Raw genomic sequence first — 13807 nt, 5'->3', positions numbered from 1 at the left:
CGGGGCCGGCAGCAGGACGGGGAGGAGCCGGCTAGCTCCACTCCTTCTCGAAGTCCAGACCGCCCTCGCGGCGCTGGGTGAAGGAGAACCAGTTGCCGGAGTCGTCGCGGAAGAGCGCCTCGGTGCCGTACGGCCGCTCCTGCGGCTCCTGGAGGAACTCCACGCCGCGGTCCTTGAGCCGCTTGCAGTCGCCGTGGATGTCGTCGGTGGCCAGTACACCTGCGCCGAGAGCGCCCTTGGCGATGAGCTTCTTCATCATCTCGGCGGACTCGGGGTCCATCGCCGGCGGCCCGGGCACCATGAGCGTCAGCTCGACGTCGGGCTGGTCCGGGGCTCCCACGGTGAGCCAGCGCATGCCGCCGTCGCCCATGGTCATGTCCGTGCGGACCTCGAGGCCGAGCTTCTGCGTGTAGAACTCCTTGGCCCGGTCCTGGTCGAGGACCCAGACGGTGGTGATGGCGAGCCCCTTGATCATGGTGTGCTCCTGGAGGTGGGAGGTGCGGTGTGCGCTGCCACGGTAAGCAGCGGACCCTTCACCCCGCTTCTCCGGAATTGCTCTGCTCGCTCCTGCGGAACCCGCCCGCCCAGAGCATCGCGTAGCACCCGGGTATGAGCGCGGCGCCGCGGCCGACGTGCTTGGCGCGGTACTCGCTGGGCGTGAGCCCGGTCCAGGCCTTGAACCGCGCCGAGAACGTCCCGACGCTGCTGAACCCCACGAGATGGCAGATCTCGGTCACGGACAGATCGGCGGTGCGCAGCAGGTCCTCGGCGCGCTCGATGCGCCGGTGCGTCAGATACTGCCGCGGCGTCTCGCCGTACGCCTCCTTGAAGGCGCGCAGGAAGTGATACCGCGAGTACCCGGCACGGTCCGCGACGGCCTCCAGATCGAGCGCCGGGTCGGCCCAGTCCCGGTCCATCAGATCCTTGGCCAGCCGCAGCTGCCGCATCTTGTCCACGCCCCCGATGCTGCCACGCGGCACCGACAGGGCGGCGGGGGCGAGACTCGCCCGGTGCGCCCGTCCGCGCGCCGAAAGACCCCCGGGCGCACGCACCCGGGGGCCTCGGGCCGGAGCCCGTGCCGGTCAGACGGCCTCTGCAACCGCCGGCGGCACATCCGCGGCGTCCCCAGCCGCGGCCCCGGCCTGCTTGTCGGGTCCTGCTCCCCGCAGCGGGACCTCCTTCACGAACACCGCCGCAGCCAGCGCGAGCACGGCCACCACCGCGCCGAGCAGGAACGCCGAGTGCGTGCCCGCGGACACCGCGTGCTGGTACGCCTCCCGCGCCGCCGCCGGCAGCTTCTGAAGGCTCTTCGCGTCCAGCTGCGCCGACTGCTCGGTGATCTTCGACCCCAGCGCACCGGCCCGCTCGGCCATCACGTGCTGCACCCGGTTGTTGAACAGCGCACCCATGATCGCGACGCCGAAGGAGGAGCCCAGCGTCCGCGCGAGGGTCGTGGTCGACGAGGCGACACCCATGTCCCGCATCTCGACGCTGTTCTGCGCCACCAGCATGGTGACCTGCATCAGGCAGCCCATCCCGGCACCCAGCACGGCCATGTACACACCCGAGGTGAACCGGCTGGTCCCCGTGTCCATCTGCGACAGCAGGAAGAGGCCCGCGATCATCAGCACGCTGCCGACCACCGGAAAGACCTTGTACCGCCCGCTGTTGGTGGTGACCCGCCCCGCGATCATCGACACCACGAGCATGGCGCCGAGCATCGGCAGGAGCAGCAGCCCCGAGTTGGTCGCGGACGCACCCTGCACGGACTGCTGGTACAGCGGCAGGAACAGCGTCGCACCGAACATCACGAACCCGGTGATGAAACCGATCGCCGACATCAGCGAGAAGTTCCGGCTGCGGAAGATGTGCAGCGGCACGACCGGCTCGGCGGCCTTCGTCTGCCAGAACACGAACCCGACGAGCGCGGCGACACCGATCCCGATCAGCTCCATGATCCGTGCGGACGTCCACGCGTACTGGGATCCGCCCCAGGTGGTGACCAGCACGATCGAGGTGATGCCGACGGTCAGCAGGGCGGCGCCGAGGTAGTCGACACGGGCCTGGGAGCGCTTCTTCGGCAGGTGCAGCACGACGCTGATGGCGGCCAGTGCGACCACACCGAGCGGCAGGTTGATGTAGAAGGCCCAGCGCCAGCCCCAGTTGTCGGTGATGGTGCCGCCGACCAGCGGACCGCCGATCATCGCGAGCGCCATGACGCCCGCCATCATGCCCTGGTACTTGCCGCGCTCACGCGGCGGAATCAGATCACCGATGATGGCCATGACGCCGACCATGAGACCGCCGGCGCCGAGGCCCTGGACGGCCCGGAAGCCGATGAGCTGGCCCATGTTCTGCGCCATGCCGCTGAGCGCGGAGCCGGCCAGGAAGATCACGATCGAGGTCATGAACGAGCCCTTGCGCCCGTACATGTCGCCGAGCTTGCCCCACAGCGGCGTGGCGGCGGCGGTGGCGAGGGTGTACGCGGTCACCACCCACGACAGGTGTTCGAGGCCGCCCAGCTCGCCCACGATGGTCGGCATCGCCGTGCCCACGATCATGTTGTCGAGCATCGCGAGCATCATCGTGATCATCAGCGCGAGCAGGACGACCCGTATGCTCCGAGGTTGTTTCTCACTCTTCTCACCGTCAGCGGCCGGTGCCGCGCTGTCCGCCATGGTCCCCAGACTCCCCTTGGTACTGCCTGCCGCCCGGCTACTTACTTGTCGCCCGGCTAGTTCACTATTCTCGGGGAAGATAGCCCCGTAACTAGCCGTGCGTCAAGTAAGTTTCGTAGGCTCGGCCAGGAGGCCTGCACACAGGCTCTGCGGGAGTGCGAGGAGTACGAGGATGGGCGGCACCACCATGGAAGGCACCAAGCGGCAGCGGCGCGGGGACACCCGTCAGCGCATCCAGGACGTGGCGCTCGACCTCTTCGCCGAGCAGGGCTACGAGAAGACCTCGCTGCGGGAGATCGCCGAGCGCCTGAACGTCACCAAGGCCGCGCTCTACTACCACTTCAAGACCAAGGAAGAGATCCTCGCCAGCATCTTCGAGGACCTGACCCGCCCGATCGACGAACTGATCGAGTGGGGCAAGGCGCAGCCGCACACCCTCGAGACCAAGCAGGAGGCGCTGCGCCGCTACAGCGAGGCACTGGCCGGCGCGGCCCCGCTCTTCCGCTTCATGCAGGAGAACCAGGCCACGATCCGCGAGCTGAGCATCGGCAACCAGTTCAAGGACCGGATGCTGCAGATGCGCGACATCATCCGGGACCCGGACGCCTCCCTGACCGACCAGGTCCGCTGCGTCAGCGCGCTGTTCACGATGCACGCGGGGATGTTCGTCCTGCAGGAGGTCGAGGGCGATCCGGAGGACAAGCGCAGGGCGGTGCTGGAGGTCGCGATCGACCTGGTCACGCAGGCCCACTCGGGTGAGGGGACGGCGTAGGGAGGGCCCGGGCACGCCTCAGACGGCCACGCCCCTGCCCCTCAGGTAGGCGACGGGGTCGACGGCGGATCCGTAGTGCGGGGTCGTCCGGACCTCGAAGTGCAGATGCGGGCCGCTGGAGTTGCCCGTGTTGCCGGTCAGCCCGATGCGCTGACCGGTGGCGACGGCCTGGCCGACCCTGACGTCGATCCGTGAGAGGTGGGCGTACTGCGAGTAGGTGCCGCCCGCATGCCTGATGACGACGGCCTTGCCGTACGCCGCCCCGTCCCCGGCGCCGCCCGCTCCCGCCTTGACGACGGTCCCGGCGTGCGCGGCGACGACGCTCGTCCCGCTCGGCACGGCGAAGTCCTGCCCGCTGTGGGCGGACTGCCACATGCCGCCGGCCTGGTTGAAGCCGGCCGTGAGCGAGTAGCCCCTGACCGGATGGACCCAGGACGCGGCGCTCACCGCGCCGCTCCCGGCGGCGGCCGCCACACCGGCCCCCAGCACGGCTGAAGCCCCGGCACCGGCGGCCAGCACGGCCAGCCGGGCACGCATCCGGGACGTACGGAAGGAGGAGGGCATGACGCTCTGAGACATGGAAACCTCGGGAAGCAGGCGACTTGACCGTTTCTTGGTACAAGTCATCCCTCTCGATTACCAAACGTGCGATCTACGAGGACATGCCGTACTCGCGGCGAAATCGCCCCATCCTGGGCGCCTCACTGGCGGCCGGCCGCTACTAGGCGCCCTCGTACCAGACCCTCCCCCTGTGCGGCATGTCACCCGGCGGGCCCGCTAGGCTGACCCACCGTCACGGACCGAGCACGGGGGAGCAGATGGATCCAGCGGCCCTGGGCGTCAAGGTGGCCTCCAGCGTGGTCACCCCGCTCGTGAAGCGGCTCTTCGTCACGGAGGGGCCCGGCGCCGGGCTCGTCGACAAGCCGGTGCGCGTCTCGCAGTTCGTCTCGTTCCGCGGCGAGAAGCGCGCCCTCGCCGAGAAGGAGCTCAGCAAGCTCGCCGCCGAGCTGGTCAGGCGGGCCGTCACCGCGGAGGGCGAACGCCCGCTGCCCGAGGACGAGACACCCGCCGTCGTCCTCGCGCTGGCCACCACCCTGCATGCCCTCGGCGACCTCAACATGACCGACGTCCAGGCCGTGCGACTGGGTCCCCAGACCCTCGCCCTGCACCTGCGGGCCGCCAGCGGCACCCCCGACCGCGACCTCTCCCTCGACGCCACCCTCTTCTACGAGCGCGTCCTGGAGATCGCCTGCCTGCACATCCTGCACTTCTTCACACAGCGGTCCACCTTTGTCCCACGCACCCTCGTCGAACAGACCCGGCGACAGGCCGAGATCATCGCGAAGATCGACGAGCTGATCGCCCGCACCCCGCCCACCGGCGGCACCGACCCGGCCTTCGACCAGCGCTACCTCGCCTATGTCGCCACCAGGCACAGCCACCTGACCATCTACGGAATCGATCTCGTCAACTCCCCGGAGCGCTGGCCCCTCGACACGGCCTACCTCAGCCTCCAGGCACTGCGCCCGGACGACGAGACCGACGCCCGTATCGCCACCGCCTCCGCGGCCCTGTCCGCCGACCAGGCCCTCACCGGTCACGACCGGGTCCTGCTGCGCGGGGTCGCCGGCTCCGGCAAGACCACGCTGGTGCAGTGGCTCGCGGTGACGGCGGCCCGCGGTGAGCGCGGCGACCGGATCCCGTTCGTCCTGCCGCTGCGCACCCTCCTGCGCCGCCCCGGCGGGCTGCCGGCGCCCGACGCCTTCCTGGACGCCGTCCGCGTCCCCTTCCACGCCACCCAGCCGCCCGGCTGGGCCGACCGGGTCCTCACCGCCCGCCGCGCGCTCCTGCTCGTCGACGGCGTCGACGAGATCCCCGAGCGCGAACGGGAACGCACCCGGCGCTGGCTGCGCGAACTGCTCGACGTCTACCCCGGCAACCAGTGGCTCGTGACCTCGCGCCCCTCCGCCGTGCGCGAGGACTGGCTCGCCGCCGACGGCTTCACCGAACTCTCCCTCGCCCCCATGGGCCGCGACGACGTCGCCGCGTTCGTCCGCCGCTGGCACACCGCGGCCCGCGTCGGCGCCCCCGACACCGACCGCCTCGACGACTACGAACACTCGCTCCTGGACGCCGTACGCACCAAGCCGGACCTCGGCCGGCTCGCCACCAACCCGCTGATGTGCGGGCTGATCTGCGCCCTGCACCGGGACCGGCGGGGGTATCTGCCGCACGGCAGGCAGGAGTTGTACGAGGCGGCCCTGTCGATGCTGCTGGCGCGGCGCGACGAGGAGCGGGACATGTTCGTCCGGCAGGACGGCATCCACCTGACCGAGGCCCCGCAGATCCAGCTGCTGCAGCGCCTGGCGTACTGGCTGATCCGCAACAACCAGTCCGAGATGGACCGTGAGCGCGCGGAGCGGATCATCGCCGACGTGCTGCCCTCGCTGCCGGCCGCCGCCTCCCAGGGCGATGCCGGACAGATCCTGCGCCACCTCCTGGTCCGCAGCGGGCTGCTGCGCGAACCCGCCCCCGGTACGGTCGAGTTCGTCCACCGCACCTTCCAGGACTACCTGGGCGCGAAGGCGGCGGTCGAGGACGGGGACTTCGGGCTGCTGGTGCGGGGCGCCGCCGACGAACAGTGGGCGGACGTGATCCGCATGGCGGTGGCGCACGCCCGGCCGCGGGAGAGGGCCGAACTGCTGGACGACCTGAGCGCCTCCGCCGACCGGGTCCCGGCAGCGGCCGCGACGCGCATCCGGCTCCTGGCGCTCGCCTCACTCGAACACGCGACGGAACTCGATCCCCGTGTCCGCAGCCGGGTGGAGTCCGAGGCCGCCGCGCTCATCCCGCCCCGTACGACGGCGGAGGCCCGAGCCCTCGCCGAGGCCGGCCCCCTCGTCCTGGAACTGCTTCCGGGCCCGGAGGGGCTGACGGACGCGGAGGCGAGGGCAGTGGCCATCACCGCGTCGCTGATCGGCACCGAGGCGGCCATCCCGGTACTGGCCCGGTTCCGGTCGCATCACGCCCTGTCCGTGCGGGCGCAACTGACGTGGACCTGGCACCGCTTCCACACCGAACGGTACGCGGAGGAGGTGATCGCGCATCTGCGGCCCAAGGGCCTGTACTTCGCGGCGCACTCGGCGGCCGAACTGCGCGCTCTGCGGGACCTGGGCGGGCCGTCCCTGCTCCAGATCGTCGGCGACATCGGCTCGGACGACATCCGGGCCGCACTCCGCCCGGACCAGGTGCGCAAGCTGGTCGTCCGCGACAACCGCGCATTGCGGGACCTGAGCTGTCTCTCCGATCAGGGGCGGCTGAACGAACTGGATCTCGGAAGCCTGGACCCGGACGTCGACGATCTCTCGCCGCTCGCGGAACTGCCGATCACCCTGCTGTCGCTGCACGGCAACTCCCGTCTGGGGACGCCGGACGCACTGGCCCGGCTCGGGCCCACCGTGACGGGGCTCGACCTCAGTATCCGGCTGCACGGCGACTCCCTCGACGCGGTCCTCCCCCGGGACCACCCCCTGGAATACCTTCGGCTCTCCGAAAAGGCACTGCGGTTCACCGGACTGCGCGGGCTTCGGCACCTGCACACGGTGAAGAGGCTGAGTCTGGCCTCCCTTCCGAAAGAGCTTCCCCCGGAGGACTTCGAGGAGATCGCCGCCCTGCCGGCCCTGGAGGATCTGCGGCTCATCTGGAATGCCACCGGCTGGGAAGCGGGCCCCGTTCTGCCCCGGATCACCCGGCTGCGGCTGAACATGTTCACCGGGACCGAGGACCTCTCGAAACTCCCCACGCTCTTCCCCGGAGTGCAAGACCTCACCCTTCGCCTCGCCCCGGACGTGTCCGGCCTCCCGGATCACGTACTGGATCTTCTACCGATCCGGCCCGTCATCGAACGCACCGACAGCGTGCTGTGACCGCACACGGAAAAGGGGCTGCCCCGGGACCGAAGTCCCGGGGCAGCCCCTTTCCGTCTCACCCCGGCAGGGGTCAGTCCTTGCTCAGGTTCGGACCGCCACCGGCCGCCTGCTCGATCGGCGGAACGTCCGGCAGAGCCGACTTCTCCTCACCACGGAAGGTGAACTTCTGGGCGTCGCCCTCGCCTTCCGTGTCGACGACCACGATGTGGCCCGGACGCAGCTCCCCGAAGAGGATCTTCTCGGACAGCGTGTCCTCGATCTCGCGCTGGATCGTGCGGCGCAGCGGCCGGGCGCCCAGCACGGGGTCGTAGCCCTTCTTCGCCAGCAGCTCCTTCGCGGACTGGGCGAGCTCGATGCCCATGTCCCGGTCCTTGAGCCGCTCGTCGACCTTGCTGATCATCAGGTCGACGATCGCCAGGATGTCGTCCTGCGTCAGCTGCGGGAAGACCACCACGTCGTCGACGCGGTTGAGGAACTCGGGCCGGAAGTGCTGCTTGAGCTCGTCCGACACCTTGTTCTTCATACGCTCGTAGTTGGTCTTCGTGTCGCCCGCGGCGGCGAAGCCGAGGTTGAAGCCCTTGGAGATGTCCCGGGTGCCGAGGTTGGTCGTCATGATGATGACCGTGTTCTTGAAGTCCACGACCCGGCCCTGGGAGTCGGTCAGGCGACCGTCCTCCAGGATCTGCAGCAGCGAGTTGAAGATGTCCGGGTGGGCCTTCTCGACCTCGTCGAAGAGGACCACCGAGAACGGCTTGCGGCGCACCTTCTCCGTCAGCTGGCCGCCCTCCTCGTAGCCCACGTAACCGGGGGGCGAACCGAAGAGACGCGACACCGTGTGCTTCTCGCTGAACTCCGACATGTCGAGGGAGATCAGCGCGTCCTCGTCGCCGAACAGGAACTCCGCCAGCGCCTTGGACAGCTCGGTCTTACCGACACCGGACGGGCCGGCGAAGATGAACGAACCACCCGGACGCTTGGGGTCCTTCAGGCCCGCACGCGTACGGCGGATCGCCTTCGACAGCGCCTTGACGGCGTCCACCTGGCCGATGACCCGCTTGTGGAGCTCGTCCTCCATGCGGAGCAGGCGGCTGGACTCCTCCTCGGTCAGCTTGAAGACCGGGATGCCCGTGGCCGTGGCCAGCACCTCGGCGATCAGCTCGCCGTCGACCTCGGCGACGACGTCCATGTCGCCGGCCTTCCACTCCTTCTCCCGCTTGGCCTTCGCGGCGAGCAGCTGCTTCTCCTTGTCGCGGAGGGAAGCCGCCTTCTCGAAGTCCTGGGAGTCGATCGCGGACTCCTTGTCCCGGCGGACGGCCGCGATCTTCTCGTCGAACTCGCGAAGGTCCGGCGGCGCGGTCATCCGGCGGATGCGCATCCGGGAACCGGCCTCGTCGATCAGGTCGATCGCCTTGTCCGGCAGGAAGCGGTCCGAGATGTAGCGGTCGGCCAGGGTGGCGGCCTGGACCAGGGCCTCGTCCGTGATGGAGACGCGGTGGTGCGCCTCGTAGCGGTCGCGCAGGCCCTTGAGGATCTCGATGGTGTGCGGCAGGGACGGCTCCGCGACCTGGATGGGCTGGAAGCGGCGCTCCAGGGCCGCGTCCTTCTCCAGGTGCTTGCGGTACTCGTCCAGCGTGGTGGCGCCGATGGTCTGCAGCTCACCGCGGGCCAGCATGGGCTTCAGGATGGAGGCCGCGTCGATGGCGCCCTCGGCGGCACCCGCACCGACCAGCGTGTGCAGCTCGTCGATGAACAGGATGATGTCGCCGCGGGTGCGGATCTCCTTGAGCACCTTCTTCAGGCGCTCCTCGAAGTCACCGCGGTAGCGGGAGCCGGCGACCAGCGCGCCCAGGTCGAGGGTGTAGAGGTGCTTGTCCTTGAGGGTCTCGGGCACCTCGCCCTTGACGATGGCCTGCGCCAGGCCCTCGACGACCGCCGTCTTGCCGACGCCGGGCTCGCCGATGAGCACCGGGTTGTTCTTGGTACGGCGGGACAGCACCTGCATGACCCGCTCGATCTCCTTCTCGCGCCCGATGACCGGGTCGAGCTTGGACTCACGAGCGGCCTGGGTGAGGTTCCGGCCGAACTGGTCCAGGACGAGAGAGGTCGAGGGCGTGCCCTCGGCCGGGCCGCCCGCGGCGGCGGTCTCCTTGCCCTGGTAGCCCGACAGCAGCTGGATGACCTGCTGGCGGACACGGTTGAGGTCTGCTCCGAGCTTGACCAGGACCTGGGCGGCGACGCCCTCGCCCTCACGGATCAGGCCGAGCAGGATGTGCTCCGTGCCGATGTAGTTGTGGCCCAGCTGAAGGGCCTCGCGGAGCGACAGCTCCAGGACCTTCTTGGCACGGGGGGTGAAGGGGATGTGCCCGGACGGGGCCTGCTGGCCCTGGCCGATGATCTCCTCCACCTGCTGGCGGACCGCCTCGAGCGAAATCCCGAGGCTCTCCAGGGCCTTAGCGGCGACACCCTCACCCTCGTGGATCAGGCCCAGGAGGATGTGCTCGGTGCCGATGTAGTTGTGGTTGAGCATCCGGGCTTCTTCCTGAGCCAGGACGACAACCCGCCGCGCGCGGTCGGTGAACCTCTCGAACATCGTTAATCGCTCCTCAGAGCGGTCAGGCAGTGGGGGGAACTTCCCCTCCCTGTCCTTCCGCAGCTTAGTCCCGCAAGCGGGGACCGCTCATTCCAACTGCCGACACCGTCGATGGCCTCCTGACCCCGAACGCCGACATCTGCTCCAACCCGATGGTGCGAGACGATGTTCCCGCAGGCCAGGCAGATACCCCACTCGCCAGTACGCCGATGGCGAACGTGAGACAGCCTCTCCCGCGAAACGCCCCCTCCCACTAGGGATGTCTTACCCGCCGACACCGACACTCCATGCCGCGCGCACCGTTTCCCTCCGCTACGGGCGAACATCCTTGCGCCGCCGGACACCCCCGTACGCCCCTTTTTTCGGCACTCGGCGCAATCGATCGGCCACCCAGCGTAACCCGGCGCCGACTCGGGCGGTTGCTTCGTACATGGTCCACACGGTCCTCCCGGCGCCCCCGCCACGAAGGCCACTCGATCCCGGCACGAGCGCCACGGTGCGTCAGTGGTACGAGCACGAGCTGGGCTGGGCGACGGCGCCCGGAGAACCGGTGCGGTTGGTCACCGGGGTGCGTTTCGACGTGCTGGAGGTGCCCGCGGAGGCCGGTTTCGCCGCGCTGAGGCATCTGGGGCCCGCGTCGCCGGTCGCGTTGTGTGCCGGGCGGATGCGACTGCTGGTGGCGGCGGGCAGCGCGGAGGAGCTGCCGGGGCTGCTCGACTGGCTGGAGTGGGGGGCGCTGGCCCTGGACCTCACGGTCACCGGCGCGGGCGGGCGGACGGAGGCGCCGCTGCCGCCGGGATGGCCGCCGGCTTCGGTGCCGGACCCGGCCGGCACCCCGGATTCCCGGCCGCTTCCCCTGGACCGGGCCGTTTCACAGGGGGCCGCTGTCTGGCTGCGGCCCCCCGAGCCGGGGTGCGAGGTCGAACAGGTGCTGCCGACGCTGTCGGCCGTGGGGGGCGGTGGGGGCGCCCCCGATCTGGTACGGCTGGTCGACACGGTGGCGACGCAGTGCCACCGGGTCCGGCTGCGGCGCGCGTGCGCTCAGCCCATCGCCTTCTCGTAGGCCTCGCGGATGGTCGCCGGAACACGGCCACGGTCGTTGACCTCGTAACCGTTCTCCTTCGCCCAGGCGCGGATCTGCGCGGTGTCCTGGCTGCCACCGGAAGCGGCCGCACGGGCCTTTCCACGCCCACCCGAAGCACGGCCTCCGGTACGACGGCCGCCCTTCACATACGGCTCGAGAAGGCTGCGCAGCTTGTCCGCGTTGGCGGTCGTGAGATCGATCTCGTACGTCTTGCCGTCCAGTGCGAACGTGACGGTCTCGTCCGCCTCGCCACCGTCGAGGTCGTCGACAAGAAGGACCTGAACCTTCTGTGCCACCGGATTTCCTTTCATCGATAACTTCGGGGCCGAGGGTCTGCGGCCGGTGCCGCCCGTTTCGCGTCCCCTGTTATATGCAGTACTGCAGTACGTCGGAAAGCAAACCGCTTTTGCCGGAAAAACACAAACCCCCCGGGAGAGACCGACGGGCGGCCGGGAGACCGGAAACATGCGCGTTTCGGACATAGGGAACCTGGGCAACGTCTTCAGGCTGTAGCGCGGTCTGAATAGTCCCCTGGGATCGCCCGGCGATCACAGATGCAGAAGCATCCGGCTGTTGCCCAAGGTGTTCGGTTTCACTCGTTCGAGACCGAGGAACTCCGCCACGCCCTCGTCATAGGAACGCAACAGCTCGGCGTAGACATCCTGGTCGACGGGCGTCTCGCCGATCTCCACGAAGCCGTGCTTCCCGAAGAAGTCGACTTCGAAGGTGAGACAGAAAACCCGGCGAACGCCGAGCCACCTGGCGGTCTGCAGCAACTTCTCCAGCAACTGGTGACCCACGCCCAGGCCCCTGGCCTCGGGCATCACCGCGAGAGTGCGGACTTCCGCCAGGTCCTCCCACATCACGTGCAAGGCGCCGCAGCCCACGACCTCGCCGTTGTCGTCGCGTTCCGCGACCCAGAACTCCTGGATGTCCTCGTAAAGCGTGACGGTCGCTTTGTCGAGCAGGATGCCGCGGCGGACGTAGGAGTCGAGGAGGCGGCGCACCGCCGGGACATCGCTCGTCCTGGCCCGTCGGACAGTGATGGCTTTTGTGGTGGCTTCGGGGCGCTTCGCTGGCATGAGCGGACGCTATCGCCCGGTGTCGCCCTCCGCCGAGGCGGGGTTGTTCTCCTCTGGCGTCCCGGCCGGGTTCTCGGGGCCCGTTTCGGCACTCGGGGGCTCCGGGGTGCTCTCCGGGCCCTGCACGATGCGCATCGCGTCACGGAGTGCCTGTCTCTGTTCGTCGCTCATCATCCCGAAGAAGGCGACAAGCGCGGCGGCCGGGTTGTCGCTCTGCGACCAGGCGTCGTTCATCAGGGCGGCCGCGTAGGCGGCGCGGGTGGAGACCGCCTCATATCGATAGGCCCGGCCTTCCGCTTCCCGGCGGACCCAGCCCTTCTGATGGAGATTGTCCAAAACGGTCATCACCGTGGTGTAGGCGATGGACCGTTCCTGCTGAAGGTCTTCCAGGACTTCTCGAACGGTCACCGGGCGGTTCCACTTCCACACCCGCGTCATGACCGCGTCTTCGAGTTCTCCCAATGGGCGAGGCACGCTTAGCACAATAGTGGGAGAAGTCGCCAATGGCTTGCGGGACGTGCACTTGCGCGGCAAACCACAACAAAAAGGGCGTATGACTCCTAAACGCACTCAGGGCATGAGTCGTACGCCCGGTGGCACGGGGTGCCACCCGGAAGGCCCGAGGGCCGCAAAGGGTGTCAGGCGTCGCCGTCCACGGACTTCCGGGGAGCGCTTTCCGCGTGCGCGAGGGCCGCGTCGACGGCGGCGTCCTCCTTGGCCTTGTTGGCGCCGCCCTGGGTCTTCACGATCACCCGGATGAGCCCGATGAAGAACACGGCCATGACGACCGGGGGCACGAGCGCGGAGACGTAGTCCATGCGTCAAGAGTAGCCAGGGGTGTCCGAAGGATCCCGGTCGGGTGGGCGTCACCGGATTGCGCCCGATCCAGGGCCTGTCGGTTCGACCGGCCCTAGCCGGCCGCGAGCTGCCCGCGGGAGTGGGCCGGGGGGCTCGGCCTCCGCTTCGGCGGGAAGACCTCGCCGGGGGTCGGGATCGGGCGGCGCGTCGGGCGCGGGGCCTGCGGCTCACGGCGGGGAGCGGGCTTCTCCGGCTTGCGCTCGGGCTTCCGCTCGGGTTTGCGGGTCGGCTCCTCCGGCCGCTCCTCCTCGCTCGCACGGCCGCCGGGAAGCGCCGTCAGACGCGCACGGCAGACGGGGGCCGCGGCCCCGCGGGGAGCGAGGTGCGCGCGCCCCCCGGGCTCGGCCGGTGCCGAAGCCCTCGCACCGGGCGTGCGTCGCGACGGGTCGAACGTCGCCTGTTGGGGCACCAGGGCCCGGCAGCGGTCGAGCAGGGCGGCGGCCAGGGGGGTGCCGCGCAGGGCGCGCAGCGCGGCGAGGTCGTCCGGGGCAGGGCGGTAGCCGGCGCGCAGAGCGTCCTGGAGGAGCGTGAGATAGCCGCCGGCGGCGCCCGGGAGGGCGGCGCGGTAGCGGGCGAGGTCGGCCAGCAGGAAGGCCCTCAGACGGTCCCCCTCACGCACCGCCGCGTCGACGGACTCGGCGAGGCGGAGGCAGTCCTGGACGTCCTCGGCGGAAGCGGTGCGGGGGTTCAGGGCGAGGGCGAGGGCGCGGCGGAGCACGCGCAGCTCCTCCGCGCCGAAGGCCAGGGCGCCTCGGGATCCGTGTGGCGTGGGCATGCGGGGACGCTACCGCTAATCGGACAAAACGGATCTCTC

General features: G+C 69.7%; 13 protein-coding genes. 3 read left to right on the top strand and 10 right to left on the bottom strand.

The window, feature by feature from the left end:
• Positions 1-31: 31 nt before the first annotated feature.
• The 3 genes from SY2F82_RS30775 to SY2F82_RS30765 all read right to left on the bottom strand — a co-directional run bounded on the left by SY2F82_RS30775 (position 32) and on the right by SY2F82_RS30765 (position 2678).
• The gene (locus SY2F82_RS30775) at positions 32-475 is read right to left on the bottom strand and encodes a VOC family protein (RefSeq protein ID WP_200422418.1); all 444 of its coding nucleotides are present in this window, start codon (positions 473-475) and stop codon (positions 32-34) included.
• A 58-nt stretch (positions 476-533) separates the two neighbouring features.
• Positions 534-947 carry a helix-turn-helix transcriptional regulator gene (locus SY2F82_RS30770; RefSeq protein ID WP_200422466.1) on the bottom strand — a complete coding sequence of 138 codons (414 nt, stop codon included), beginning with the start codon at positions 945-947 and terminating at the stop codon, positions 534-536.
• Positions 948-1082: 135 nt separating this feature from the next.
• The gene (locus SY2F82_RS30765; RefSeq protein WP_200422417.1) at positions 1083-2678 is read right to left on the bottom strand and encodes an MDR family MFS transporter; all 1596 of its coding nucleotides are present in this window, start codon (positions 2676-2678) and stop codon (positions 1083-1085) included.
• 172 nt (positions 2679-2850) lie between these two features.
• Here SY2F82_RS30765 and SY2F82_RS30760 point away from each other — a divergent pair, with 172 nt between their 5' ends.
• On the top strand, positions 2851-3450 hold the full coding sequence (locus tag SY2F82_RS30760; protein WP_200422416.1) for a TetR/AcrR family transcriptional regulator: 600 nt from the start codon (positions 2851-2853) through the stop codon (positions 3448-3450).
• 18 nt (positions 3451-3468) lie between these two features.
• Here the strand turns inward: SY2F82_RS30760 and SY2F82_RS30755 are convergent, their stop codons facing one another.
• The gene (locus SY2F82_RS30755) at positions 3469-4029 is read right to left on the bottom strand and encodes a M23 family metallopeptidase (RefSeq protein WP_200422415.1); all 561 of its coding nucleotides are present in this window, start codon (positions 4027-4029) and stop codon (positions 3469-3471) included.
• A gap of 239 nt (positions 4030-4268) precedes the next feature.
• Here SY2F82_RS30755 and SY2F82_RS30750 point away from each other — a divergent pair, with 239 nt between their 5' ends.
• Positions 4269-7376, top strand: coding sequence for an NACHT domain-containing NTPase (locus tag SY2F82_RS30750; protein WP_200422414.1), 3108 nt, complete (start codon positions 4269-4271; stop codon positions 7374-7376).
• Between the two features lie 73 nt (positions 7377-7449).
• Here SY2F82_RS30750 and SY2F82_RS30745 read toward each other — a convergent pair whose 3' ends face one another.
• Positions 7450-9969 carry an ATP-dependent Clp protease ATP-binding subunit gene (locus SY2F82_RS30745; protein WP_200422413.1) on the bottom strand — a complete coding sequence of 840 codons (2520 nt, stop codon included), beginning with the start codon at positions 9967-9969 and terminating at the stop codon, positions 7450-7452.
• Between the two features lie 430 nt (positions 9970-10399).
• Between SY2F82_RS30745 and SY2F82_RS30740 the strand changes: the two genes are divergently transcribed.
• The gene (locus SY2F82_RS30740) at positions 10400-11032 is read left to right on the top strand and encodes an SCO3374 family protein (RefSeq protein ID WP_200422412.1); all 633 of its coding nucleotides are present in this window, start codon (positions 10400-10402) and stop codon (positions 11030-11032) included.
• On the opposite strand, the gene SY2F82_RS30735 is transcribed toward SY2F82_RS30740, so the two are convergent.
• From SY2F82_RS30735 to SY2F82_RS30715, 5 genes are all read right to left on the bottom strand, one after another.
• Positions 11011-11349 carry an Lsr2 family protein gene (locus tag SY2F82_RS30735; protein ID WP_103842140.1) on the bottom strand — a complete coding sequence of 113 codons (339 nt, stop codon included), beginning with the start codon at positions 11347-11349 and terminating at the stop codon, positions 11011-11013. The genes SY2F82_RS30740 and SY2F82_RS30735 overlap by 22 nt on opposite strands.
• Before the next feature lie 252 nt (positions 11350-11601).
• Positions 11602-12135 carry an amino-acid N-acetyltransferase gene (locus SY2F82_RS30730; RefSeq protein WP_200422411.1) on the bottom strand — a complete coding sequence of 178 codons (534 nt, stop codon included), beginning with the start codon at positions 12133-12135 and terminating at the stop codon, positions 11602-11604.
• A gap of 9 nt (positions 12136-12144) precedes the next feature.
• A complete protein-coding gene (locus SY2F82_RS30725) occupies positions 12145-12573 on the bottom strand; it encodes a BlaI/MecI/CopY family transcriptional regulator (RefSeq protein WP_200422465.1) in 429 nt (142 codons plus the stop codon).
• Between the two features lie 200 nt (positions 12574-12773).
• Positions 12774-12953: a hypothetical protein gene (locus SY2F82_RS30720; protein ID WP_200422410.1), complete on the bottom strand. Its 180-nt coding sequence runs from the start codon at positions 12951-12953 to the stop codon at positions 12774-12776.
• 92 nt (positions 12954-13045) lie between these two features.
• The gene (locus tag SY2F82_RS30715; protein WP_236041885.1) at positions 13046-13768 is read right to left on the bottom strand and encodes a hypothetical protein; all 723 of its coding nucleotides are present in this window, start codon (positions 13766-13768) and stop codon (positions 13046-13048) included.
• Positions 13769-13807: the final 39 nt, after the last annotated feature.

Origin of the sequence: Streptomyces sp. Y2F8-2, from assembly GCF_014905555.1 — a bacterium.
Taxonomy (GTDB): Bacteria; Actinomycetota; Actinomycetes; order Streptomycetales; family Streptomycetaceae; genus Streptomyces; species Streptomyces cynarae.
The sequence above is the reverse complement of the archived record's forward strand: the minus strand, read 5'-3'. Positions and strand labels throughout refer to the sequence as shown.

Bases quoted from the DNA above. Each gene is read 5' to 3' on its own strand.
- SY2F82_RS30725 (WP_200422465.1), bottom strand. From the start codon at position 12,573: ATGACGCGGGTGTGGAAGTGGAACCGCCCGGTGACCGTTCGAGAAGTC.
- SY2F82_RS30755 (WP_200422415.1), bottom strand. From the start codon at position 4,029: ATGTCTCAGAGCGTCATGCCCTCCTCCTTCCGTACGTCCCGGATGCGT.
- SY2F82_RS30765 (WP_200422417.1), bottom strand. From the start codon at position 2,678: ATGGCGGACAGCGCGGCACCGGCCGCTGACGGTGAGAAGAGTGAGAAA.
- SY2F82_RS30775 (WP_200422418.1), bottom strand. From the start codon at position 475: ATGATCAAGGGGCTCGCCATCACCACCGTCTGGGTCCTCGACCAGGAC.
- SY2F82_RS30720 (WP_200422410.1), bottom strand. From the start codon at position 12,953: ATGGACTACGTCTCCGCGCTCGTGCCCCCGGTCGTCATGGCCGTGTTC.
- SY2F82_RS30770 (WP_200422466.1), bottom strand. From the start codon at position 947: ATGCGGCAGCTGCGGCTGGCCAAGGATCTGATGGACCGGGACTGGGCC.
- SY2F82_RS30750 (WP_200422414.1), top strand. From the start codon at position 4,269: ATGGATCCAGCGGCCCTGGGCGTCAAGGTGGCCTCCAGCGTGGTCACC.
- SY2F82_RS30740 (WP_200422412.1), top strand. From the start codon at position 10,400: ATGGTCCACACGGTCCTCCCGGCGCCCCCGCCACGAAGGCCACTCGAT.
- SY2F82_RS30715 (WP_236041885.1), bottom strand. From the start codon at position 13,768: ATGCCCACGCCACACGGATCCCGAGGCGCCCTGGCCTTCGGCGCGGAG.
- SY2F82_RS30730 (WP_200422411.1), bottom strand. From the start codon at position 12,135: ATGCCAGCGAAGCGCCCCGAAGCCACCACAAAAGCCATCACTGTCCGA.
- SY2F82_RS30745 (WP_200422413.1), bottom strand. From the start codon at position 9,969: ATGTTCGAGAGGTTCACCGACCGCGCGCGGCGGGTTGTCGTCCTGGCT.
- SY2F82_RS30760 (WP_200422416.1), top strand. From the start codon at position 2,851: ATGGGCGGCACCACCATGGAAGGCACCAAGCGGCAGCGGCGCGGGGAC.